This is a genomic window from Novosphingobium sp. UBA1939 (genome assembly GCF_002336885.1).
Lineage (GTDB): Bacteria > Pseudomonadota > Alphaproteobacteria > Sphingomonadales > Sphingomonadaceae > Novosphingobium.
The window spans coordinates 97,349-118,805 of record NZ_DDFB01000063.1 but is presented as its reverse complement, the minus strand read 5'-3'; the positions used below and the strand labels follow the sequence as shown (position 1 = coordinate 118,805).

Sequence of the window (21,457 nt, the reverse complement as noted above, 5' to 3'; positions counted from 1 at the left end):
AGGACCCGCGCGCCGACCGCCTGCCAGGCGAGTTCTACCAGCTCGACCTGGAAATGAGCTTCGTGACGCAGGAGGAAGTCTGGGAAACGATGGAGCCGGTGATCGGCGGTGTGTTCGAGGCGTTCGCGGAAGGGCGCCCGGTCACCCCGATCGGCCAGTTCCCGCGCATCCCCTACAGCGAAGCCATGCTGAAGTATGGTTCGGACAAACCGGACCTGCGCAATCCGTTGCTCATTACCGACGTTTCGGGGCACTTCACCCAGTCCGGGTTCGGCCTGTTCGAGAAGATCGTGGGCACGGGCGGCGTGGTCCGCGCCATTCCGGCGCCGGGCACGGCCGACAAGAGCCGCAAGTTCTTCGACGACATGAACGACTGGGCGCGGGGCGAAGGCTTCGCGGGGCTTGGCTATGTTACCCGCAAGGGCGGCGAATTCGGCGGTCCGATCGCCAAGAACCACGGCACGGAAGGCATGGAGAAGCTCTATGCCGAACTCGGCCTGGGGGCGGACGACGGCCTGTTCTTCGCGGCCGGCAAGGAAGACCAGGCGGCCAAGCTGGCGGGTCTCGCCCGCAACCGCGTGGGCGAACAACTCGGCCTGATCGACAAGGACCGGTTCGCGCTGTGCTGGATCGTCGATTTCCCGTTCTACGAATGGGACGAGGAGAACAAGAAGGTCGAGTTCAGCCACAACCCGTTCTCGATGCCGCAGGGCGGGCTGGAGGCGCTGAACACGCAGGACCCGCTGACGATCAACGCTTTCCAGTACGATCTCGTCTGCAACGGCTACGAGATCGCGTCCGGCTCGATCCGCAACCAGTCGCCCGAAACGATGGTCAAGGCGTTCGAGCTGGTCGGCCTGTCGAAGGAGGACGTCGAGGAGCGTTTCGGCGGCCTTTACCGCGCGTTCCAGTATGGCGCGCCGCCGCACGGCGGCATGGCCGCCGGCGTGGACCGTATCGTCATGCTGATCTGCGGCGTGCAGAACCTGCGCGAAATCTCGCTGTTCCCGATGAACCAGCGCGCGGAGGATTTGCTGATGGGCGCGCCTTCGCCGGCGGGCCTCAAGCAGCTGCGCGAACTGCATATCCGGGTGGTGGAACCGTCAAAGGGATGACGGCGGGCCGTGGGGTGCTTGCGGCATCGCCGTTCACGCCCTACTTGCCAGCCAGCAATCCGCACATTAGGGCGAAAGCCGAAACAAAAACCAACCGCTTTCCTTCGAAGGGGCATTTATGAGCGATACCGCCGACCGCGTTAAGAAGATCGTTGTCGAGCACCTCGGCGTCGAGGCCGACAAGGTCACCGAAGACGCCAGCTTCATCGACGACCTGGGCGCCGATTCGCTCGACATCGTCGAGCTGGTCATGGCCTTCGAGGAAGAATTTGGCGTCGAGATCCCGGACGACGCGGCGGAGAAGATCTCCACCGTTTCCGACGCGATCAAGTACATCGACGAAAACAAGGGCTGATCAGGCTCTTACAGATTACCCCCGTCTGCCCTGCGCTTGTCGAAGGGCTGTCCTTTTTCCCCGGACTCCCGGCCGGAAAGTGAAGGACGGGGCCTCGACAGGCTCAGCCCGCAAGGGGTCTGGGCCTGTTGTGCGTGAAAGTGCCAGGCCAGCGATGGGCCAGGGCCGCGAATGGAAGTTTCGGAGAATATCATGCGTCGTGTGGTCGTAACCGGACTGGGCCTCGTCACTCCGCTGGGAGCCGACGTTGAAACCGTGTGGAAAAACCTGCTGGCCGGCAAATCCGGCGCGGGGCCGATCACGAAGTTCGATACGACGGGCCAGAAGTGCCTGATCGCCTGCGAAGTGAAGCCGGCGGATCACGAATACGGCTTCGACCCGGGCAAGCGCGTCGATCACAAGATCCAGCGCCAGGTCGATCCGTTCATCGTCTATGGCATCGACGCCGCCGGGCAGGCGCTGGAAGACGCCGGCCTTGTCGACATGGATGACGATCTGAAGCAGCGCACCGGCTGCTCGATCGGGTCGGGCATCGGCGGGCTGCCGGGTATCGAAAGCGAATCGATCGTGCTGCACGAGAAGGGACCGGGCCGGGTTTCCCCCCACTTCGTCCACGGGCGGCTGATCAACCTGATCTCGGGCCAGGTCTCGATCAAGTATGGCCTCATGGGGCCGAACCACGCGGTGGTGACGGCCTGCTCCACCGGCGCGCACTCGATCGGTGACGCGGCCCGGATGATCAAGGACGGCGATGCCGACGTGATGCTGGCGGGCGGCGCGGAAAGCACGATCAACCCGCTGGGCGTGGCCGGCTTCGCGCAGGCGCGCGCGCTGAACTGCAGCTACAACGATCGCCCCGAACAGGCGAGCCGCCCCTATGACAAGGACCGCGACGGCTTCGTGATGGGCGAGGGCGCGGGCGTGGTGGTGCTGGAAGAGTACGAGCACGCCAAGGCGCGCGGCGCGAAGATCTATGCCGAAGTCGTCGGCTATGGCCTCTCGGGCGATGCCTACCACGTCACCGCGCCGCACCCGGAAGGCAAGGGCGCGGAACTGGCCATGCGCATGGCGCTGCGCAAGGCGGGGATGGAGCCGGGCGACATCGACTATGTCAACGCCCATGGCACCTCGACGATGGCCGACACGATCGAACTGGGCGCGGTGAAGCGCGTGCTGGGCAATGATCTGGGCGGCGCTTCGATGAGCAGCACCAAGTCCGCCATCGGCCACCTGCTGGGCGGCGCGGGCGCGGTGGAAGCGATCTTCTGCATTCTCGCCATCCGCGACCAGATCGTGCCGCCGACGCTCAACCTCGACAATCCCGACGAGGGGACCGAGGGCGTGGACCTTGTGCCGCACCATGCGAAGAAGCGCACCGTGCGCGCCGCGCTCAACAATAGCTTCGGTTTCGGCGGCACCAACGCCAGCGTGATCGTGAAAGCGGTCTGAGCAGGCGTCGGCGTGGCGTCCGCGGCAAAGCCGGGAGCCGGAAGATGATGTTTCGCGGCAAGGCCTGGCTGCTGGCGCTGGTGGTGGCGACGGTGCTGCTGTTCGCGGTCGGCCGCTTTTTCTACACCTGGTACGGCCCCGGACCCTTGGCGAAGGACACCACTTTCGTCGTGCCCGATGGCGTGGCGCTGTGGAGCATCTCGGCCAAGCTGGAGAAGGAAGGGGCGATCCCCTCGGCGTCCTCGTTCCGCGCCCATGCCAAGCTGTTCGGCAGCGACGAGCCGATCAAGGCCGGCGAATTCCTGCTGCCGCGCCATGCCAGCGCTTCGGAAATCCTCAAGATCCTGCAGGGCGCCGAAGGCACCATCCGCCGGATGGTGACCGTGCCCGAAGGGTTGCCGTCGATCATGGTCTACGAGCGGCTGATGAACCAGCCGCTGCTGACCGGCAGGGTCGCCGTGCCGGAAGAAGGCTCGGTCCTGCCCGACAGCTATGCTTTCCAGCGTGGCGAGAGCCGCGAGGCGGTGCTGAAGCGGATGCAGGCGGCGATGGACAAGACGCTGGCCGACCTGTGGGCCAAGCGATCGCCCGATACGGTGGCCAAGACCCCGCGCGACGCGGTGATCCTCGCCTCGATCGTGGAGAAGGAAACCGGCAAGCCTTCCGAACGGGGCATGGTGGCGGGGCTCTATTCCAACCGCGTGCGCAAGGGGATGCTGCTGCAGGCGGACCCGACGATCATCTACCCGATCACCAAGGGCAAGCCGCTGGGCCGCCGCATCCGCCAGTCGGAGATCCAGGCGGTCAACGACTACAATACCTACACCATGGTCGGCCTGCCCAAGGGGCCGATCACCAACCCCGGCCGCGCCTCGATCGAGGCGGTGCTGAACCCGGCGAAGACCGAAGCGATCTATATGGTGGCGGATGGCACGGGCGGGCATGTCTTCGCGTCCACCCTGCAGGAGCACAACGCCAACGTCGCCAAGTGGTTCGCGCTGCGGCGGCAACGTGGAGAGCTTTGACGCGGACGAGGCGGGGGCAGGGGCGCCGGCCGGGCGCTCCCCACTAATCGTCACCGCCACGCTGCCGCCGGCCGAACAAGCGTGGCTCGACCGCCTGCGGCGTGCCCATTTTCCGCCCGAGCGCAATTTCCTGGCCGCGCATGTTACGCTGTTTCACGCGCTTCCGCCTTTTGCAGAGGAGGAAGCAAGGGCTTTGCTGGCGCGCGTCTGCGCGGACCATGCGCCGCCAGAGGCCCGGCTTTCCGGCGTGATGGACCTGGGCAAGGGCACGGCCTTTGCCATCGAGTGTGCGCCGCTGCTGGCGCTGCGCGATGACATCGCCGAGCATTTCCACGGCCTGCTGACCGCGCAGGACAGCCATCGCCCCCGACTGCACGTCACCGTCCAGAACAAGGTCGATCGCGCGGCGGCGCGCGCGTTGCAGGCGGCGCTGGAGGCCGCGTTCCGCCCGCGCCCGTTCCGCTTCGCGGGGCTGGCACTGCACCGCTACAAGGGCGGCCCGTGGGAGGGCATCGCGCAGTGGTCCTTCCGTGGACGGGCGCGGTAAACCGGGGCGGGAACAGCGGCCTAGAAACTTGTTCCATCCCGTGTTTCCCCTGTTGACCCCGCGCGGCTCCCCGCTTAAGAGCGCGGCCTGCCGAGCGATCCCCTGCGATCGCGCGATGGGGCGGAGTAGCTCAGCCGGTTAGAGCAGCGGAATCATAATCCGCGTGTCGGGGGTTCGAGTCCCTCCTCCGCTACCAGCGCGAAAATCACCTCAAAGCTTATATTTTTGGCGATTTTCCGCCGATTTCTAGGTGTTGGAACGGAGCGCTCTGGCATTTGGGTGGCTTTTCGGTTCAGTCAGATTTGGACAAATCCGGCCGGTTTTGGACAGCCCTTGTGACATGATTTGTGCCATGGTTTTATGCGCCTCGCCTGTGACGAGGGTATCGTGGGGAAAGCTCAAACTCTCAGCCCCGCAATCATTAACGCGCTGGCGTCCGGCAAAAAGAACTGGGTCTTTCGTCGGCGTATCGCCCGCTCCACCACCATAGCTCAGCTTACGCTCGGGACATTTCCTGCCTTCACCATTGCCGCGGCGCGCGATTGGGCAAGAACTCAGTCCGCTGGACTAAAGCTATCGTCGGATCCGGCTGCTCGTGACGCGATGTCTCGGCGTACCGCCTACGTGGATGCCTGGTAGAGAGCGGAGGTTACGTTAGCCGCCATGACGCAAATGGATCAGCGGGTAAGGCCGACCTTGCCCATCGAGCGGTGAGCGTCCGGTTCGCCTGAAACCCATCCGCTCGTAAAAGCCGACAGCCTGACCGTTCTGTTCGTTGACGTCGGTCGTCATAGTTGATTGAAGCGACAGCCCATGGCGCACCAAGGCTGCGCCAACGCCCTGTCCTCGAACCTCGGGATCGACGAAAAGGGCTTCCATATGCCCTTCGTCTATCAACATGAATGCAATAGGCCGATCGTTGGCATCGACAGCTAGCCACAATGGAGCTGCCGGTAAAAACCCGCATACCATCTCGTCGATGGCCATTCGATCGTTCGGTGCAAGGAAGTCATGCGTCGCATCGACCGCGTCCCGCCAGATTTCGACAACGCGCTCACCGTCATCAGGCTTGGAAGATCGGATCACTATCATGGGGCGGCTTTTGGCACGAAGTGCCAAGGTCCGCTATGGTGCCACAGCTGACTTCGGGTTCCGCCACGCCGCACCTGCGAAAAGACATGATTCCTTCCCCCTTCTCAATTCAGACGTATCGTGAGTTCGACGTCCTCCGTGAACGGCAGGGTGAGATAGCCGTTGGCGGGATCGCGGACGTATTCGAGATACTCGGGGCAGTGATCGGCGTTGTCGGCGATGATCACGGCACCGCGCCGCAAGCGGCTTTCCACGGTGGCCAGGACATCCCGGTACAGCGCCTTGGCGCCATCGAGCAGCAACAGATCGATCGCCTCGGGAAGATCGGATGCCAGCGTCTCCAGCGCATCGCCCTCGCGAATCTCGACAAGGTCGGAAAGCGTTCCGGCCGCCAGATTCGCGCGTGCCCGCGCGATCTTGGAAGGTTCGAACTCGGTAGTGATCAGCCGGCCGCCGCCGTTGTCCCTTAGCGCCGCCGCAAGGTGCAGGGTCGAGAGTCCGAACGACAAGCCGAACTCTACGATCGACCGCGCCCCAACGGCGCGCGCCAGCATGTAGAGCAGCCGGCCGGTATCTCGCGAAACCGGCAGCGCATAGTTTTTCAGCGCCGCATAGAAATCGTGATAGCCGGCCTTGTCGCGCATCATGTGCGCACGCTCCTCGTCCGAGATGGACGCGAAGGCCGGATCGTTCATGGGGTGGGCCGCTTCGGCCTCTGCAAAGAGGCGGGCGAGCAGCGGGCCGACGGGGGCAGTGGTGAGCGTGTTCATCAAGGTTCTCCTCGGCGTTTGCCTGTCGGGATAAATACGACTATTTCGTCAGGTTGGCCTATTCGCATTGGCGGGAAAGGAAGCGGGCATGGCGCGAAACGTCGGAGTTTCTTCGCGAAAGCACCCCAAGCAGGGCCGGTCGAACGACCTCGTTGCGGCGGTGCTCGATGCGGCTGTTCAGGTTTTGACGACCGAGGGCGAGCGGCGATTCACCACGGCGCGGGTGGCAGAGCGGGCGGGTGTCAGCGTCGGTTCGCTCTACCAGTACTTCCCCAACAAGGCGGCGATCCTTTTCCGTCTTCAGGCCGACGAATGGCGGCGCACCGTGACGCTGTTGACCAGCATCATGAAAGACGAGGCACAGCCACCGCTCGTCCGGCTGCGCAGGCTGGTCCACGCCTTCATCCTTTCGGAGTGCGAAGAGGCGGCGGTTCGCCGCGCGCTCGCCGATGCGGCCCCGCTCTACCGGGATGCGCCCGAAGCGATCGAGGCCAAGGCGGGGAGCGAGCGCCTGTTCCGGGATTTCCTGGCGGAGGCCCTTCCTCACGCCAGCGAGGAGCAGCGGCATCTATCCGGTGATCTGATCAAACGCACACTCAGCGACGTCGGCGCCAGCTTTTCGGAAACGCCGCGCGAACCGGCCGAGATCAATGCCTATGCCGAAGCCATGGCGGACATGCTGTGCGGCTATCTCGAAAGATTGCATGGCGCGCTGTAATAGAACCGCCTCTACACCGGACGTTTGGGCCCCTTGGTCAGGGCATCGGAACCGGCCATACATTGATCTGGCCGCTGTACTGCTGAAAGACCAGGGCTGGGACATGGTTGCCTTTGCTGCGCGCCGACCGCAACGGCAACTCGTACGCCAAATGTGTACGTTCGCGACATCATCGCATCGCCGCGCTTTCCACAATCAGGTCGACCAGGGCGCGCAGCCTCGGCAAGCGCTTCATGTCACGGTGGTAGCCCAGCCAGGTCTCTCGGCTTGGCGGCTCACTACCAATGTTGACCTCCACCAACCCCGGCGTCACGGCACCCAGCGGCTTGGGCAGGACCGCGAGCCCTGTCCCGAGGGCACACAACCGCGCCTGCATCTCGCGGCTGTTGCTTCGCGCCACAATGCGTGCACCGGGCAAACCCTGCATCAGCCAGCCCACGTCGGGCATGCCGCCAAAGCCGGTGTCCATCACCACCACCGGCACGTCTTCACGCAGCGGGCCGAACGCCCGCGACCAGCGCCTTCTCGACGGTTTTCTGCGGTTCCAGAAAGCCGGGAAAGTACGCGCCCATCCGCAGCTTGGGGATATTGAGGTTAAGCGTGCTGAGCCGGGTATCGAGGCTGCGGTCGCGGTAGCCATTGCGCCAGGTCGTGCGGTCGGCTGCTACCGGTGCGTTGTGACATAAATCGCCGCCATTGCGGACGTTCAGAGGCCCCCGCTACGGCGTCATAACCAGTTATTCGTTCACAGCCATCGCGGCGCATGGGAATACCGGGGACTGCGACAAATCTGCCTTCCCCTGCGGCACCTCTATATGGCGGCTTCCGGGGCAATTTCCGCCGTGCCTCCTACAAGGTCGGCATCGAATACGACCTAGGGCCGCAGAACATGGTCTACGTGACCTACGCGACAGGTCACAAGTCCGGCGGGTTCAATCCCTTCTCGCTGCCCGGCACCGTGAATACCGCGTCGTTCTACAACCCCGAGCAGGTCGGCGCGCTTGAGGTAGGCTCGCGCAACCGCTTCGCGGGCGGGCGCATCCAGCTGAATCTCGAAGGCTTCTACTGGAAGTACAAGGACGCGCAGGAGTTCATCACCACGCTCAACCGGGTGGGTGGTGCCGCCAATGCGCTGACCAATGCGGGCCGGGCGACCGTGTATGGGCTTGACGCGCAACTGGCCCTGAGGCCCACCAGCAACGACAGCCTGCAGACCGGCGGCGAATACCTCCACACCAAGTTCGACTCGTTCGTGTACCCGGCGGGCGGTGCGGTCGCCGGCCTGACCACCGCCTGCGGCGTGACGCCGGCAACGCCGTTCCCGATCATCGACTGCAGCGGCCGTCCCTTGCCGCGGGCGCCCAAATTCTCGGGCACTGCCAGCTACACTCACACCTTCCAGCTTGCCGGCGCAGGCCGGATCGATGCGACCGTAGCAACCCAGTTCTCGTCGTCGCGCTACCTCACCATCGATTTCACCGATGCCTCCCGGGCCAGGGGCTTCGCCACGCTCGACGCCAATCTGACCTGGGCCCCCAACGATACGTTCAAGGTCTATGCGTTCGGACGCAACATCACGAACCGCCTGGTCTATACGGGGGCCTTCACCCAGCCCCTGCTGCCCAGCCTGACGCTTGCCACGCTGGGCGCACCCCGCACCTATGGACTGGGCCTGTCCGCCAAGTTCTAGCACCGCCTGCAATACCCGCCCGTGGGTGGCCGGCGGGCGGTCCTGGCCGGACGCCTGACGAGCCCGACCACCGCCCGGCAAATCGCACCACGGCCGCTTCCTACAGGGGGACGGCCGTGGTGTACTTCACCTGGGCAAGGGCGAAGTGCGACGATCCCGTGGCGACCGAGGCATGTCTCAGCACCGTGCGCATGAGGAACCGGTTATAGTCCTCGACATCGGCGACGAGGATGCGAAGCATGTAGTCCCAATCGCCCGACATCGAATAGCACTCGATGATCTCGTCGCGCGATGCGATGAAGCTTTCGAAAGCCTCGGTAGTCTCGGCCGAGTGGTTCTTGATCTTGATGTGGCAGATGACGTTGACCCCGCGGCCTATGCGCGCGGCATCCACCAGGCGGACATGACGGCCGAGGATACCGTCTGCTTCCAGCGCACGCATCCTTCGCCAGCAGGACGCCGTAGAGGCACCAACCCGCTCCGCAAGCTCGGCGTGGCTGATCGACGCGTCGCGCTGAAGCTCGTGAAGCAACTTGCGGTCGATCGGATCGAGCGGCCGGCTGCTGGTCAAGCCACATCCCCATCGGCATCGGGCCGGTGCTCGGGCAAGGCCCGATCCAAGGCGTCCAGGTCCCTGCCGAGGCATCGGGCATTGGAGTTCTGCGGCACAAGACCACGCGAGGCGATCGTGCGGTGCCGTGGGCCGGACTGCTCGCCCTGACGCAGGTGCCATGCCCGCTGAACGAAATCCAAGCCTTTGAAATTAGGCACGATTCGTGCCCGGTATGAAGCGGGCGAGCGCCCGCTGCCGTGGAGCGCCGCGCTCATGACAGACGGCCCGCGCGGGCGGCGAATCGCGGTGGTGCGGAACCACCATCATCGTGGCCCGAGCCTCCCACGGAAGGGTTGTGATGGAGCGTCATCTGTATTCCTGCAAATATGATATAATTACATCAATATTGCTGACGTACTCGCAATATTTGAAACGTTTTTTCATGCGCGTACGCTACATTCTCATCATGGCAAATGCAAGTGAACTGCCGCCCGGCGCGGCTCCGGATTGGACCATCCCGCAGGGCTGGGAGACTTACACTCCGGCCGAGCACGCGATGTGGGATCGGCTTTTCGAGCGTCAGTCCGAAATGCTCCGGCCGCGCGTGGTACCGGCGTTCATGGAGGGGCTCGATGTGCTCAGGATGACGAAGCCGGGAATTCCGGACTTCGACGAGTTGAACGAGCGCCTTACCCGCGCGACCGGATGGCAGGTGGTGGCGGTGCCGGGCCTGGTGCCGGACGAGGTGTTCTTCGAGCATCTGGCCAACCGTCGCTTCGTTGCCGGACGCTTCATCCGCAAGCCTGACCAGTTCGACTACCTGCAGGAACCGGACATCTTTCACGACGTGTTCGGTCACGTCCCGCTGCTCGTCCATCCCGTGTTCGCCGATTACATGCAGGCCTACGGCGAAGGTGGGCTGCGGGCCGCCCGGCTGGGCATGATAGAGGCCCTGGCGCGGCTTTACTGGTACACGGTCGAATTCGGGCTGATCCGCGACGGCAGCGATCTCAAGCTCTACGGCGCGGGCATCGTCTCGTCTTACGGCGAAAGCGTGTTTGTTCTCGACGATCCGTCTCCCCACCGCATCGCCTTCGATCTCGAACGGGTCATGCGCTCGCAGTACCGGATCGATGATTACCAGCAGAACTACTTCGTCATCGAGAGCTTCGAAGACCTGCTGCAGCAAACGCGCGACGCCGATCTGGGGCCGATCTACGAGCGCTTGCGCGGGCATGAGCCAATCGCGGTCGGGACCCTGCTTCCGGCCGACCGGGTTTTCCACGCGGGCACGCAGGACTACGCACGCACCAGGGCCGGCGTATGACGCTTCGGAATCAGGCATTTGCGGGCCTTGAGCCGCAACAGCCGGACGGGCTGCTGGCCCTGATCGCGCAATGCCGCGCCGATCCACGGCCCGACAAGGTCGATGTGGGTGTGGGCGTCTACCGGGGCGAGGCTGGCGGCACGCCCGTGATGCGCGCGGTCAAGGCCGCGGAGGCGGCCCTTGTCGCCGGGCAGGCCAGCAAGTCTTACCTCGGGGCCGAAGGCGACGAGCGCTTCGCCCGGCTCGTGTGGCAATTGGTGTCCGGCGAGGAGTGGTCTGGCGAACGTCGCTTCGGCCTCCAGACCCCCGGCGGGACGGGTGCATTGCGCGTCGGGGCCGAACTGATGGCTTGCGCGCGCCCCGGCGCGCGCATCTGGCTCGGCGAGCCAACCTGGCCCAACCATGAACCGATCTTCAGCGGCGCCGGTCTGGAGGTGCGAACTCATCCTTACTTCGACGCCACCACCGGGGGCATCGCTTTCGACGCGATGATTTCCGCGCTGTCGGACGCGCGGCAGGATGACGTGCTGTTGCTTCACGGTTGTTGCCACAATCCAACCGGAACGCAGTTTTCGCGCGAGCAATGGCGGGCTCTTTCAGCGCTGTGCAATGAGCGCGGTATGGTCCCCTTCATTGACCTGGCCTATCAAGGGCTGGGTGACGGGATGGAGGAGGACGCTTGGGGCACCAGGCTGATCCTGGACACCGTGCCCGATGTCCTCCTGGCCTACAGCTGCGACAAAAACTTCGCGATGTATCGCGATCGGGTTGGCGCGTTGTTTGTACAGGCCGGGAGTGCGGCGATGCTGAACCTCGCGAAAGCCAACGCGCTGACCATTGCCCGAAGGCTGTGGTCAATGCCGCCTGACCATGGGGCAGCGGTGGTCGGAACGATCCTCGACGATCCGGATCTGCGGGCAGCCTGGCAAGACGAACTTACCGGGATGCGCCAGCGGCTTCAGACGGTGCGGGAGAAGCTGGCGGCGGCCCACCCCGTTCTGGCTCTTGTGGCCCAGCAGCGCGGCCTGTTTTCTCGACTTCCCATCGCCCCCGATGCGGTCGCCGCCGTGAGGCGCACGCACGGCATCTACATGCCGGATGACGGCCGGATCAACATCGCCGGGCTCAACCAGGCCAACCTCGATCATTTCGTGGAAGGGGTGCTTCCCCATCTGATCGCTGGCCGGGATTCCAGCAACCACAATTCGCGAAGATCACAGGAAATTCCCGCATGAAGCTCGTTGTAACCGGCGCTAACGGCTCCCTGGGATTGGCGGTGATTGCGCTGCTGGAGCGGCAGGGGCACGAGGTTGCGCGAATTGTCAGAGGGACAAGTGCCGATGAACCGCTCACGATCATCTGTGAGGACCTGGCGGACGCGACCGCTGCGGAACGCTCGATAGGCAAAGCGGTAGAAGCACTCGGCAGCCTTGATGGCGTCGTCCATCTTGCAGGGGCGTTCGAATGGCAGCCGGTCGTGGCAAGCGACGCGGCCTTGTGGCGGAAATTGTACCGCGCGAACCTCGAGACGACCCTTAATGTCGTTAATGCAACACTCCCACACCTGAAAGCCGGAGGGGCCATGGTCACGCTCGGCGCCGCTGCGGCGGAGCCGAGCGGGGCTGGTATGGCACCCTATGCTGCTTCGAAATCCGCGGTGGCGCGGCTGACACAGAGCCTTTCTGCCGAACTGGCCGGGAGTGGCATTCGCATCAACACTTTGCTGCCGTCCATCATCGACACGCCGGCCAACCGCGCCGCGATGCCCGATGCCGACCGATCGAGCTGGACGCATCCCGATGCCATAGCCGAGGTTGTTTCGTTCCTGGTGTCGCCTGCTGCCCGCGCAATTCACGGTGCTCTGATTCCGGTGACCAATCGCGTTGCCCACTAACGCAATTTGAGAGGAAGAAGACGTGAGCCTGTTCGAGAACCTCATCGGCCTTGACGGCTTCGAGTTCATCCAGCGCAAGATGGGCAAAGGCTTCGGCGAGGGCAATTTCACGGCCCTGTTTGAAAGCATCGAACGCGATCAGTTGCGGCGCGGGGCCTTGAACGTGGCGGAGCTGGCGTGACAACGTCAACCCCCGCACTCAAGCGCATCCATCCTGCGGCTATCGTTGCAATGAGCCGAAGCTGTGCGACACCATCCGCAGCGGGATGGAAGACGAAGCCGGACGTCACATTTTCGGTGCCATCAATCAGAAAGTCGGGATAGCATGATCAAGCGGCTTGCGGATCAGGAGCGCGTGGAAGCCTTGGCCGCGCTCCGTGGCTGGGCCCATGAGCCGGGGCGTGATGCGCTGGTCCAGACATTCGACTTCCCGGATTTCGTGACTGCCTTTGCGTTCATGACGGCCGTCGCGCTCGAAGCTGAAAAGGCAGACCACCATCCAGAATGGTCCAATGTTTATGGACGCGTTTCGATATTGCTCACAACGCACGATGCGAATGGGTTGTCTGAGCGGGACACGAAACTGGCAGCCAAGATTTCGGTTCTCGCAGCCGCCCTCACGTGAGGGTCAAGCGCCCCCAGCAAGCGTGAACGACCAACAGATCGTCGCGCGGTCCATTTCCTCGCGCTGGCTTGCCTCGCACAAGGAAGAGCGTCCCGCCGCCATCTCCGCAAAAGCGGTCGGCCATTGATCCGAAGCGACGCGGCTCATTGCCGCCGCCATCCGGCTCGCCTGACCGCATCCGGGCGTGATCGGCTGATAGCCCTGATGGCGCAGGGCCAACTGCGCACGATAGCCGTGTTCGCGCATGATCCCGTTCGCGAGCAACTGATCCGCATGACGCGAGACGCCCCATAGCGAGACCGGCCTGCCGGCCAAAATCCTCCGGAGCAGCCTGACCCGGTCCTGCTCCAGCGGGATCGCCACCAAGCCCAGTTCGCGCGCGCGGATGGCAAACTGGCTGCCTGCGGCAAGCGTCGGGTCGTAAAGCGCGATCCTGGCGGCGGTCGCCGCATGGACGCGGCAGGCGCCCAGAAGCGGGACTGCGGCCGCGGCGGCCATGAACGTGCGTCGGCTAAGGTCGATCATCGCCCACCCCGCGCCTTCGGAGTGGTGAGGTAAGCCGCGATCTGCTTGATATCCGCGTCGCTGACTTCGCCTCTGGGGATGGGGGGCATGTTGCCGATGCCCGTCCGCGCCGCCTGGATCACGTAGTCGACCGTCAGGTCGTTCCGCTCTTCAAGCAGCGGGCGATCGGTGCGGCGCGCAAGCAGGCCGGTGCCCATCCCGCCCTTGCCATGGCACATCCCGCAGTATTGCACATAGAGCCGCTCACCGCCTTTCGCGTTTGGCCGGGCGGAAAGCGTCAGCGGCGGTGGCGGTGAGGGCGGGCCCGGGCGCGCTGCGGGAGCCGCGGCCGCAACCGGATCCTTTTGCTCTGCCGGCTGCGCAGGCGCGGCGGACAGCACGGCGAGAAGGGCGAGGAAGCCGCCGCGCGTAACAGTGGCGAGGCCGTTCATCAGCGATCCCCCGATTGGCCTGCGGCAGTTCCTATCCCGCTCTTGCCCGGCGCGATGATGCCGAAGGGGTCCAGAGCGGCCTTGACCTTGGCGTTCAGCTTGCCAAGGGCGCCACCGTTGAAATCATAGGTCGATGCGACAAGGTCCATATAGTCAAGGTGCGTGCGGTATTCCCCGTAACCATGCGCCTTCGCATCCGCCACCAGCGTGCGGATGAAAGGATCGACGCGGCGCATCATGTCCGGATCGTCCTTGTCCAGCAGGATGGCGTTGACGTTGATCAGGTGGCGTTCGCCGAACGCAAAGCTTGCCTGATAATCCATGCCGAATTCCTGGTAGCGCTGGTAGGTCCTGCGGAATTGCTCCATCGCCGCGCTGCCCGATTGCGGTAGCACCGGCGAGAAGCCGATATGCCCGCCCAGGCCACCGTGCCAGTTCGCGTTCTGCATCGGGAAGGTGAGCGGCGTACCGGTCCAGCCGGTCATTTCCAGCGGATCGCCACGTTTCCAGCTCGTGCGCTTCATGCTGAGCGGCTTGAGCTTGTTCATCTCGCTTTCGAGGATGGAATAGGCTTCGCGGTTGATCGTCTCGCGTCCGTAGAGGCGCAGGCTGACGCCCCACCAGCCCATCTGGAATTTCTTGCGGATCGCGGCGATCACCGTGTCGGAGAGTGCGCCTTTCTGGTCCGTCCATTCCGCGCGCGTGGTCAGGATGGCGGCGGCCCTCAACCAGTTGCCGATCGTGGGCGATTGCTGCAGCACGCCCTCCCGCCGGAGCGGCGCGATGGCATCGATCAGCGGCCCCAGATCTTCCGGCCGGTCGAACTCGAGGTCCATGCCCATGAGCGATTCGGGTTCCGGCATGAGCCACAGGCCGGCCTTGGTGACGATGCCCAGGTTGGACTGGACGAACATCTGGTCCCACGCCGGACCGAAACCGAAGCGATAGAGCTGCCAGGTGGGCGAGCCGGTGAGCGCGCCCATGCCGGTGCGCACCAGCGTGCCGTCGGCAAGCACCACTTCCATCCCGCACAGCTTGGTCGTGTGTTCGCCATAGGGCGTGTAGCCGACCCCGCGATCCAGCGCGTTGCCGATGACCGAGCCCCAGCTGTTTCCGGGCGTCGAAAGCCAGTGCTTGAGCCCGCGCGCCTTCAGGAAATCATACAGATCGTAGAAGCCGACACCCGGCTCCAGCAGCACGGTGCCGTTTTCCTCGTCGTATTCGATCTTCTTCATGCGGGACAGATCGAGGATGACCGAACCTTCCAGCACCGGTGCGGAGCCGCCGTAGCCGAGGTTCTTGCCCCGGCTGATCGGCCAGAGCGGAATCCTGTGCTCGGCCGCGACGCGGACGATCGCTTGGATCTGCTCCACAGTGTCCGGGGCGATCGCGCCTGCGGGGCGGTGCCGGCTGTCATCGACCGCGAACGCGTCGGAATAGGAATCCTGGTCTTCGGCATCGAAGAACAGGTTTTGCGCGCCGACGATGGCGGCGAAGCTGCGGCGCGCGGCGGCCAGTCGTTCCGGCGGAATGCTGTAGGACGAAAGTGGCATGGTTTGATCCGGTCTTTGCTCCGCTTTCCGACGCATGGGCCGGGCGCCCATCCTTCATGGCGGCGTGGTCGGGAAGAAGAGGGAAAGGTTCTGGCGGTTGTCTCTTTATGCTTTGTCTCGGGATAATGCTGCGCCAGGATTTGCGCAGCATCGCTAGCTTTGTCGCTACGTCGCGAGCCGGCGCTGATTGGGATCGAGCTTGAGCATCTCGGCGCTTTTCAATGCTGGATCCCAGTGCTCCACAATCTTGCCGTCCTCGATGCGGAAAAGATCGAACCAGCTGGTGTGGTAAGGAGCGTCGTCGGCATCCCGTTCCGGACGGACGAATGTGAACTGGACCATGTCGCGTTCGGCCACGATCGCGATCAGGGGCAGACGGATCGCCGGCTCGATCTCGCGCTCCGGCCGGGACGAACGGATGAAGGCTGCGAGCGCGTCGCGGCCGCTGACGACGTTGGGATTATGCTGGATATAGTCCGGCCCGATAAAATCGCTGACGCGGTCCGCGCGGCCAGCCTGCAGCACGATGCGGTACATGTCATAGCACAGCCGCTTGTTGCGCTCGATATCGGGATCGGTGCTGCGCAGCATCGCTTCGTGGTCCGCCGCGATGACCGGCGTGGTCTGCCCCGCAACCGGCTCTCCCGCCGCGATCAGTTCCGTCCTGCCGCTCAAGATGGCTGCTCCTCGTTCCAGGGGCGCGGCCATTTGCGGGTATCGTCCCAATGTTCGACGATCAGACCGTCCTCCAGACGGAACATGTCGAAGGCGTGGCCCAGATAGGTTTCGCCGGGGCGCGTGGGGTCTGGCTGCTCCTGCTCCCAGATGGCGACCACATAGTCGCCCTGCGCCACCGTCCGCAGCAGTTCCTTGCGTGCGGGCGGCGTGAACCCTTCGGGCAGATTCCGGATGATCTTGACCAGGTGCAGAATGTGCTCGCGGCCGGACGGCATGTTCACATTGTGCTGGATGTAGTCCGGGTGGATATATTTGAAGACGGCCTCGTCCTGGCCTTCATAGATCACGCCCTTCCACATCGCGATCACGATTTCGGCGTTGCGCTCTTCCAGCGTGCGTTGGTCGGTCATGCCAGCCTCACGTCAGCGCGTAGTAACGCAGGACGTTGCCCGAGACGAGGCGTTCGCCCACGCCCACGAACACGTGCTTGGTCAGCCAGTCGTGCTTGCCGACCGGAGTCTCGAAACTCGGCTGCCCGCGCAGGTAATATTCCTCGTGTTCCACGGGTTGGCCGCCACGGAAGGCCCAGTCGCGGATGCGTTCCATCGTGTCGGGCTTGCGGCCCCACAAAAAGCCCTTGTTGTTGAGGAGAATGAGCGTTCCGTCCTCTTCTTCGAGCATGTACCGCGCATCGAACACGGCGACATCGTCCGGCCGGAAATAGGCATAGTCGCCTCCCGAACCCGGCACGGCCTTGCCGCGAAGCCGCGGTCCCTCGAACGTTCCGCTTTCCACGTAAACGGCCCCCCGGTTGCCACCCCAGGGCGTGTTGTTGATCATCTGCACGCGCGGAAAGGAAAGGCGCACTTCCATCACGAATTCCAGCCGGGGGTTTTCCAGCGTGGAGAAGGGCGGGGAGAAGGCGTCAGTCATGAACCTTTCCTCCGGCCGGAACGGCAAGGCCGGTGGCGGCGTTGCCTGGGTGGAGCGCCGGTTTTGTATTTGCGAACAGGGATTTACCCGGGCACGGTGACGGGAAAACCATAGGTGGGGCGCTCCTCTCTTCCTTTAATCGTTCGACGGTAATCGTAACGATCGTTAGATATTCTTGCAAGTGTGGATATGGCGGGCGCCGGCCGATTGCATTCGCCGACCACAGTCTGGAATGCGCGCGACAGATGGCTTTGCGCGCGCTGCCTGCAGTATTCCTGGCGTTGTGCCGATGCCGGTTTCCCTTCGATCATGGGTCTTGACGAAGACGGGCGCAGCGCCACAGTGAGCCGCTATGTCAAATCCATCCGATCCGTCTGAACCGCCACAGGCGTTACAATCCGACTTGAGCCCGGAAGCGGAAATGCTTCACAACATTCTCAAGCTCGCGAACCGTCTCATGGCTCCGTTTTCGACTTTCCTTGCTCACGAGCATCGGATCAGCCTGAACGAATTCCGGGTGCTGATGCAGATCGGCTTCTATCGATCCGCCGCGAGCCACGAGCTTGTCGAACTGACCGGCGTCAATCCCATGAGCATTTCGCGGGCTGTCGCCACGCTCGAAAAGAACGGTCGCGTCGTGACGGTGACCGATCCGGCGAATCGGCGGCGAAAGCGGCTGACGCTGACGGCGGAGGGCGAGCGGCTGTTCCGTGCGATGCGCCCGGCGACAAACCTTGTCGCGGAGTTCCTGCTTTCCCGGTTGAAGCCCCACGAACGGGCGACGCTGGATCATATTCTGCGCACGCTGATCGCCACGCTGGAAGCGAAGGATGAGCAGGGCCGGTCCCTGTTTCTGGAGAATACCCGGCTGGACCATCAGCCCGAGGAGTGAACCCGGCCAATGGCGATGGCTTGCCGCATCGCCATTGAGGGAAGGGGGTGGTGTGGCCGGGTGGGCACTCCAGCGCGTGAGTCCCGGTAGGGCGTTCGCCGCTTAACCCATGCCGCGGCCGCTGGCCGTGGTGGCGGGAACGGGCTGCGCCACATCCCAGTGCTCTACGATGAGCCCGTCCGCGAATCGGAAGATGTTCATCAGCGCATGCCCGGGATCTTCCGGCCCCTGGCGGCCAATCAAATGGACGAATCCATAATCGCCATCCACCAGGATGCGGCGGACGTCCATGCTGACCGTCGGCCGTGCGAGCAGTCCTTCCAGGTGCGCGATCGCGGCTTCCCGCCCGTCGGTGACGGCGGGGTTGTGCTGCATATAGTCAGGATGAACGTAACGTTCGAAGGCTTCGCGCACCTTCATTTCATCGTAGTAAAGCCGTACGAAATCCAGAAGGAGCGCGCGATTCCGCGCGGTGCGGGCGGCGTATTCCGGGCTTTGGGATTCAGTAATTCCGGCGGTTCTCGGCGGCATGGCGTGTTCTCTCCCTAGGGTTCCGGCACTTGGCGTGATTCACAAGTGCCAAGGATGCGATCAGAAATCTGGCACGTGCTCGATTGACCAATCGTAACGATCGTTATATCAATCTCGAACTGGCTTCAAACCACTTTCAAAGTGGAGGGCAAGGAGAGGGTGTGATGAGAGCGACACAGGTTCCTATCGGGCGCTTTTCTGAACGGTGCCGTTCGTTTCGCGCAAAATGCAGGGCGGCCGATGGCCGCGTGTCGCGTGATTTCGCAGGCGCCGGGGGCGCCTGACGGCCAGCGCGTTTCGGATTGACCGGGGCTTGCGGCCGCACCGCCGCCAGCCATCCGGCGAACAATCATCATGTGATATATGGGGAGGTAACATGAAAACTGAACTTTTGCGGGCGTGCGCCAGTGCCATGGTCATCGCCGCTGCTATTTCTGTTTCAAGTCAGGCATTTGCCGCAGCGGACGAAGCTTCTTCGCCGCAGGCTGACGAAGCAGAAGCAACGTCCGGCGACATCGTCGTCACCGCCCAGCGGCGCACGGAGCGCCTGCGGGACGTGCCGATTTCCGTGTCTGTGGTGGGTGGCGAGCAGCTGGCGCGGGATAACCTGACCAACCTGTCCGCGGTCGCCGATCGTCTGGCCAACGTCCGGATCACGCCCGGGCCGTTCGACCAGCTCAACATTCGCGGTATCGGCTCGTCCAACAATACCGGGTTCGAACAATCGGTGGCGACCTTCGTCGACGGCGTTTACCGCTCGCGTCCCCGCGCCATCCGTGCCGCGCTGTTCGATGTCGAGCGGGTGGAAGTGCTCAAGGGGCCGCAGACGACCTTCTTCGGCAACAACGCGATCGCCGGCGCGCTCAACATCACGACCCGCAAGCCGGGGAGGGAACTGGCCGCCAACGGATCGGCGCTGTATGGCAGCTATGGCGAATACAACGTCGAAGCCGGTGTGACGGTGCCGGTGGGCGACATGTTCAGCGTGCGTGCTGCCGGCCGCCTGTCCGGCATGGACGGTTATGTGAAGAATGCCTTCACGCGCAAAGACGCTCCGCACGAACGCAACCGTGTCGGCCGCATTTCGCTGGCCTTCACGCCTTCGTCCAACTTCCGGTCGGACTTGCGCTACGACACCGGCAAGACGACTTCGGACGATTTCCTGCCGTTCGAGCTGGAAAGCTGCCCGCCGCCCGCGCCGTTCCCGGTGGGTGGAAGCTGCGCGAACTACATTGCGGCGAACGGAACGGCCGTCGACGACAAGCTCAACTGGCGGAACTCCAGCCGTCCCGGCAAACTCGACTACGCGTTCAATGAAGTGGGCTGGACCAACGCGTTGAGCATGGGTGACTATACGCTCACGTCGATCACGGGTTTCTTCAACCACAATACCGAATATCTGCAGCAGCTTATTCCGTCGCCCGTGCCCGGCATCGGTGGCGGCAGCCTGCTGCCGGTGTTCCAGCGCGAAACGTTCCGCCAGTGGTCGCAGGAAATCCGCCTTGCATCGCCGACGGGTGGCTTCTTCGAGTGGCAGCTGGGCGGCTACTATTCGAGCAGCAAGATGCGCAACAATGGCGTGACCGGCTTCTTCTTTGCGCCGTTTGGTGCTTCGGCTCCGCCATACACCGCGCAGACCCCGGTTGCCGGGCGCCTGACCGTGCATGAAGACGCGACCACCAAGTCGGTTTTCGGCGCCGCCACGATCCGGCCGATCGATCGGGTCAAGCTGAACCTCGGCCTGCGCTATTCCGTGGTGGAGAAGGACGGCTTCCGCTTCCTGCGCAACGGAACGGCGGACCCGAATTATCCGACCCCGGAAAACTTCGTGCCGGCGAGCCAGCAGGTCAGCGATACGCTGAACACGATCCTGGGTTCGAACAACCAGAACTTCGCCAACCCGCACCGCAAGGATGACAAGCTCATGCCGTCGGTGAGCTTGCAGTTCGAAGCGACGCCGGATGTCACCGCTTATGCAAGCTATACCAAGGGCTTCAAGGCCGGTGGCTATAGCGGCGGTTCGGCCGGTGGCGATTTCGGCCCGGAAACGGTCAACGCCTACGAAGTCGGTATCAAGGGCAATCTGTTCGATCGCCGCGTTACCTTCTCGCTAAGCGCGTTCCGGGGCGATTATTCCGGCTTGCAGGAATCGGTTTCGGAAACGTTGCCCAGCGGCACCGTGCGCGTCAGCGTCGCCAATGCCGCGTCCGCCCGCTCGCAGGGTGTCGAGCTTTCGGCCAGCTGGCGCATGACGAGCTGGCTGACCGCCAGCACCGATCTTGCCTATCTGGATGCGATCTACCGCAACTATAACGGTGCGCCGTGTTCGTCGATCCAGACGCTGCTGGGTGCCTCTTCGGGCTGTATTGGCCGGCGGCAGGACCTTTCGGGCAAGCGGCGCGGCTTTGCCCCGGAATGGACCGGCAATTTCCGCCTCGACGCGACGATCCCGGCGGGCGACATGAACGTGCGGGTATCGCCGCTGCTCTACTTCAGCTCGTGGTACTTCCAGTCGTCGACGGCCGACGATCTGATCCGGCAGAAGGGTTATGCGAAAGTCGACCTTCGCGTCAGCGTCGGTCCGAAGGACGATCGCTGGGGCCTGGCGGTTATCGGCCAGAACCTGACCAACAAGGCCACGGCCGGCTTCCGGCAGACGGTCAGCGGTGCCAACGGATCGGTTTCGGCCCTGGCTGAACGTCCTCGCACGGTCGCAGTTCAGCTCACCGCGCGGTACTGAGGGGGCATTACTGA

At 63.8% G+C, this 21,457-nt stretch carries 25 protein-coding genes, 1 tRNA gene and 2 pseudogenes; 16 read left to right on the top strand and 12 right to left on the bottom strand.

The window, feature by feature from the left end; translation table 11 throughout:
* The 7 genes from B3547_RS09665 to B3547_RS22050 all read left to right on the top strand — a co-directional run.
* On the top strand, positions 1–1,115 hold a 1,115-nt coding region (locus B3547_RS09665; protein ID WP_292962511.1), incomplete at its 5' end, for an amino acid--tRNA ligase-related protein.
* 118 nt (positions 1,116–1,233) lie between these two features.
* Positions 1,234–1,470, top strand: a complete 237-nt coding sequence (locus tag B3547_RS09660) for an acyl carrier protein (RefSeq protein ID WP_028657713.1) — start codon at positions 1,234–1,236, stop codon at positions 1,468–1,470.
* A 192-nt stretch (positions 1,471–1,662) separates the two neighbouring features.
* Positions 1,663–2,919: a beta-ketoacyl-ACP synthase II gene (gene fabF / locus B3547_RS09655; protein WP_125957062.1), complete on the top strand. Its 1,257-nt coding sequence runs from the start codon at positions 1,663–1,665 to the stop codon at positions 2,917–2,919.
* A 44-nt stretch (positions 2,920–2,963) separates the two neighbouring features.
* Entirely contained in the window at positions 2,964–3,944 is a 981-nt protein-coding gene (gene mltG, locus B3547_RS09650) for an endolytic transglycosylase MltG (RefSeq protein ID WP_292962509.1), read from the top strand.
* A complete protein-coding gene (locus tag B3547_RS09645; protein ID WP_292962507.1) occupies positions 3,931–4,491 on the top strand; it encodes a 2'-5' RNA ligase family protein in 561 nt (186 codons plus the stop codon). Before mltG ends, B3547_RS09645 begins: the two co-directional genes overlap by 14 nt.
* Positions 4,492–4,610: 119 nt before the next feature.
* A tRNA-Met gene (locus B3547_RS09640) sits at positions 4,611–4,687 on the top strand.
* Positions 4,688–4,851: 164 nt separating this feature from the next.
* Entirely contained in the window at positions 4,852–5,130 is a 279-nt protein-coding gene (locus B3547_RS22050) for an Arm DNA-binding domain-containing protein (RefSeq protein ID WP_414690531.1), read from the top strand.
* A gap of 15 nt (positions 5,131–5,145) precedes the next feature.
* Here B3547_RS22050 and B3547_RS09635 read toward each other — a convergent pair whose 3' ends face one another.
* Complete coding sequence (locus tag B3547_RS09635; protein ID WP_292962504.1) at positions 5,146–5,583, bottom strand: acetyltransferase; 438 nt, start codon at positions 5,581–5,583, stop codon at positions 5,146–5,148.
* Between the two features lie 104 nt (positions 5,584–5,687).
* The gene (locus B3547_RS09630; protein ID WP_292962501.1) at positions 5,688–6,353 is read right to left on the bottom strand and encodes an O-methyltransferase; all 666 of its coding nucleotides are present in this window, start codon (positions 6,351–6,353) and stop codon (positions 5,688–5,690) included.
* 88 nt (positions 6,354–6,441) lie between these two features.
* Here B3547_RS09630 and B3547_RS09625 point away from each other — a divergent pair, with 88 nt between their 5' ends.
* Positions 6,442–7,071, top strand: coding sequence for a TetR family transcriptional regulator (locus tag B3547_RS09625; protein WP_292962498.1), 630 nt, complete (start codon positions 6,442–6,444; stop codon positions 7,069–7,071).
* A 169-nt stretch (positions 7,072–7,240) separates the two neighbouring features.
* Here the strand turns inward: B3547_RS09625 and B3547_RS09620 are convergent, their stop codons facing one another.
* Both B3547_RS09620 and B3547_RS09615 read right to left on the bottom strand, forming a co-directional pair.
* Positions 7,241–7,540 carry a LysR substrate-binding domain-containing protein gene (locus B3547_RS09620; protein ID WP_292962495.1) on the bottom strand — a complete coding sequence of 100 codons (300 nt, stop codon included), beginning with the start codon at positions 7,538–7,540 and terminating at the stop codon, positions 7,241–7,243.
* 25 nt (positions 7,541–7,565) lie between these two features.
* Positions 7,566–7,730, bottom strand: a pseudogene (locus B3547_RS09615) (transposase); the annotation flags it as partial.
* A 104-nt stretch (positions 7,731–7,834) separates the two neighbouring features.
* Between B3547_RS09615 and B3547_RS09610 the strand changes: the two are divergent.
* On the top strand, positions 7,835–8,761 hold the full coding sequence (locus tag B3547_RS09610; protein ID WP_292962493.1) for a TonB-dependent receptor domain-containing protein: 927 nt from the start codon (positions 7,835–7,837) through the stop codon (positions 8,759–8,761).
* Between the two features lie 100 nt (positions 8,762–8,861).
* Here B3547_RS09610 and B3547_RS09605 read toward each other — a convergent pair whose 3' ends face one another.
* Positions 8,862–9,332: an Lrp/AsnC family transcriptional regulator gene (locus B3547_RS09605; RefSeq protein ID WP_292962491.1), complete on the bottom strand. Its 471-nt coding sequence runs from the start codon at positions 9,330–9,332 to the stop codon at positions 8,862–8,864.
* A gap of 448 nt (positions 9,333–9,780) precedes the next feature.
* On the opposite strand from B3547_RS09605, the gene phhA reads away from it, so the two are divergent.
* The 5 genes and pseudogenes from phhA to B3547_RS09580 all read left to right on the top strand — a co-directional run bounded on the left by phhA (position 9,781) and on the right by B3547_RS09580 (position 13,160).
* Entirely contained in the window at positions 9,781–10,641 is an 861-nt protein-coding gene (gene phhA, locus B3547_RS09600; protein ID WP_292962515.1) for a phenylalanine 4-monooxygenase, read from the top strand.
* Complete coding sequence (locus tag B3547_RS09595) at positions 10,638–11,876, top strand: amino acid aminotransferase (protein WP_292962489.1); 1,239 nt, start codon at positions 10,638–10,640, stop codon at positions 11,874–11,876. The genes phhA and B3547_RS09595 overlap by 4 nt, the downstream gene beginning before the upstream one ends.
* Positions 11,873–12,535 (top strand): SDR family oxidoreductase, encoded by a 663-nt coding sequence (locus B3547_RS09590; protein WP_292962487.1) that lies wholly within the window; start codon positions 11,873–11,875, stop codon positions 12,533–12,535. The genes B3547_RS09595 and B3547_RS09590 overlap by 4 nt, the downstream gene beginning before the upstream one ends.
* 43 nt (positions 12,536–12,578) lie before the next feature.
* Positions 12,579–12,716 (top strand): annotated as a pseudogene (locus B3547_RS09585) (4-hydroxyphenylpyruvate dioxygenase); the annotation flags it as partial.
* Between the two features lie 144 nt (positions 12,717–12,860).
* Positions 12,861–13,160, top strand: coding sequence for a 4a-hydroxytetrahydrobiopterin dehydratase (locus B3547_RS09580; RefSeq protein ID WP_292962485.1), 300 nt, complete (start codon positions 12,861–12,863; stop codon positions 13,158–13,160).
* Between the two features lie 3 nt (positions 13,161–13,163).
* Here B3547_RS09580 and B3547_RS09575 read toward each other — a convergent pair whose 3' ends face one another.
* From B3547_RS09575 to B3547_RS09550, 6 genes are all read right to left on the bottom strand, one after another.
* A complete protein-coding gene (locus B3547_RS09575; RefSeq protein ID WP_292962483.1) occupies positions 13,164–13,658 on the bottom strand; it encodes a hypothetical protein in 495 nt (164 codons plus the stop codon).
* A gap of 23 nt (positions 13,659–13,681) precedes the next feature.
* Entirely contained in the window at positions 13,682–14,116 is a 435-nt protein-coding gene (locus B3547_RS09570) for a c-type cytochrome (RefSeq protein ID WP_292962481.1), read from the bottom strand.
* On the bottom strand, positions 14,116–15,669 hold the full coding sequence (locus tag B3547_RS09565) for an FAD-binding oxidoreductase (protein ID WP_292962479.1): 1,554 nt from the start codon (positions 15,667–15,669) through the stop codon (positions 14,116–14,118). The genes B3547_RS09570 and B3547_RS09565 overlap by 1 nt, the downstream gene beginning before the upstream one ends.
* Positions 15,670–15,834: 165 nt before the next feature.
* A complete protein-coding gene (locus B3547_RS09560) occupies positions 15,835–16,344 on the bottom strand; it encodes a nuclear transport factor 2 family protein (RefSeq protein WP_292962477.1) in 510 nt (169 codons plus the stop codon).
* On the bottom strand, positions 16,341–16,757 hold the full coding sequence (locus B3547_RS09555) for a nuclear transport factor 2 family protein (protein WP_124810249.1): 417 nt from the start codon (positions 16,755–16,757) through the stop codon (positions 16,341–16,343). The genes B3547_RS09560 and B3547_RS09555 overlap by 4 nt, the downstream gene beginning before the upstream one ends.
* A 7-nt stretch (positions 16,758–16,764) precedes the next feature.
* On the bottom strand, positions 16,765–17,280 hold the full coding sequence (locus B3547_RS09550) for a DUF3237 domain-containing protein (RefSeq protein WP_124810250.1): 516 nt from the start codon (positions 17,278–17,280) through the stop codon (positions 16,765–16,767).
* Between the two features lie 457 nt (positions 17,281–17,737).
* Between B3547_RS09550 and B3547_RS09545 the strand changes: the two genes are divergently transcribed.
* Positions 17,738–18,172: a MarR family winged helix-turn-helix transcriptional regulator gene (locus tag B3547_RS09545; protein WP_292962473.1), complete on the top strand. Its 435-nt coding sequence runs from the start codon at positions 17,738–17,740 to the stop codon at positions 18,170–18,172.
* A 102-nt stretch (positions 18,173–18,274) separates the two neighbouring features.
* Here B3547_RS09545 and B3547_RS09540 read toward each other — a convergent pair whose 3' ends face one another.
* Positions 18,275–18,703 (bottom strand): nuclear transport factor 2 family protein, encoded by a 429-nt coding sequence (locus B3547_RS09540; RefSeq protein ID WP_124810252.1) that lies wholly within the window; start codon positions 18,701–18,703, stop codon positions 18,275–18,277.
* Between the two features lie 376 nt (positions 18,704–19,079).
* On the opposite strand from B3547_RS09540, the gene B3547_RS09535 reads away from it, so the two are divergent.
* Entirely contained in the window at positions 19,080–21,443 is a 2,364-nt protein-coding gene (locus B3547_RS09535) for a TonB-dependent receptor (RefSeq protein WP_194918185.1), read from the top strand.
* Positions 21,444–21,457 lie beyond the last annotated feature (14 nt).

What these genes read in the sequence shown, in the direction of transcription:
- B3547_RS09660 (WP_028657713.1), top strand. Translation starts at nt 1,234, where the DNA reads ATGAGCGATACCGCCGACCGCGTTAAGAAGATCGTTGTCGAGCACCTC.
- fabF (WP_125957062.1), top strand. Translation starts at nt 1,663, where the DNA reads ATGCGTCGTGTGGTCGTAACCGGACTGGGCCTCGTCACTCCGCTGGGA.
- mltG (WP_292962509.1), top strand. Translation starts at nt 2,964, where the DNA reads ATGATGTTTCGCGGCAAGGCCTGGCTGCTGGCGCTGGTGGTGGCGACG.
- B3547_RS22050 (WP_414690531.1), top strand. Translation starts at nt 4,852, where the DNA reads ATGCGCCTCGCCTGTGACGAGGGTATCGTGGGGAAAGCTCAAACTCTC.
- B3547_RS09635 (WP_292962504.1), bottom strand. Translation starts at nt 5,583, where the DNA reads ATGATAGTGATCCGATCTTCCAAGCCTGATGACGGTGAGCGCGTTGTC.
- B3547_RS09630 (WP_292962501.1), bottom strand. Translation starts at nt 6,353, where the DNA reads ATGAACACGCTCACCACTGCCCCCGTCGGCCCGCTGCTCGCCCGCCTC.
- B3547_RS09625 (WP_292962498.1), top strand. Translation starts at nt 6,442, where the DNA reads ATGGCGCGAAACGTCGGAGTTTCTTCGCGAAAGCACCCCAAGCAGGGC.
- B3547_RS09620 (WP_292962495.1), bottom strand. Translation starts at nt 7,540, where the DNA reads ATGGACACCGGCTTTGGCGGCATGCCCGACGTGGGCTGGCTGATGCAG.
- B3547_RS09610 (WP_292962493.1), top strand. Translation starts at nt 7,835, where the DNA reads ATGGGAATACCGGGGACTGCGACAAATCTGCCTTCCCCTGCGGCACCT.
- phhA (WP_292962515.1), top strand. Translation starts at nt 9,781, where the DNA reads ATGGCAAATGCAAGTGAACTGCCGCCCGGCGCGGCTCCGGATTGGACC.
- B3547_RS09595 (WP_292962489.1), top strand. Translation starts at nt 10,638, where the DNA reads ATGACGCTTCGGAATCAGGCATTTGCGGGCCTTGAGCCGCAACAGCCG.
- B3547_RS09590 (WP_292962487.1), top strand. Translation starts at nt 11,873, where the DNA reads ATGAAGCTCGTTGTAACCGGCGCTAACGGCTCCCTGGGATTGGCGGTG.
- B3547_RS09580 (WP_292962485.1), top strand. Translation starts at nt 12,861, where the DNA reads ATGATCAAGCGGCTTGCGGATCAGGAGCGCGTGGAAGCCTTGGCCGCG.
- B3547_RS09575 (WP_292962483.1), bottom strand. Translation starts at nt 13,658, where the DNA reads ATGGCCGCCGCGGCCGCAGTCCCGCTTCTGGGCGCCTGCCGCGTCCAT.
- B3547_RS09570 (WP_292962481.1), bottom strand. Translation starts at nt 14,116, where the DNA reads ATGAACGGCCTCGCCACTGTTACGCGCGGCGGCTTCCTCGCCCTTCTC.
- B3547_RS09565 (WP_292962479.1), bottom strand. Translation starts at nt 15,669, where the DNA reads ATGCCACTTTCGTCCTACAGCATTCCGCCGGAACGACTGGCCGCCGCG.
- B3547_RS09555 (WP_124810249.1), bottom strand. Translation starts at nt 16,757, where the DNA reads ATGACCGACCAACGCACGCTGGAAGAGCGCAACGCCGAAATCGTGATC.
- B3547_RS09550 (WP_124810250.1), bottom strand. Translation starts at nt 17,280, where the DNA reads ATGACTGACGCCTTCTCCCCGCCCTTCTCCACGCTGGAAAACCCCCGG.
- B3547_RS09545 (WP_292962473.1), top strand. Translation starts at nt 17,738, where the DNA reads ATGGCTCCGTTTTCGACTTTCCTTGCTCACGAGCATCGGATCAGCCTG.
- B3547_RS09540 (WP_124810252.1), bottom strand. Translation starts at nt 18,703, where the DNA reads ATGCCGCCGAGAACCGCCGGAATTACTGAATCCCAAAGCCCGGAATAC.
- B3547_RS09535 (WP_194918185.1), top strand. Translation starts at nt 19,080, where the DNA reads ATGAAAACTGAACTTTTGCGGGCGTGCGCCAGTGCCATGGTCATCGCC.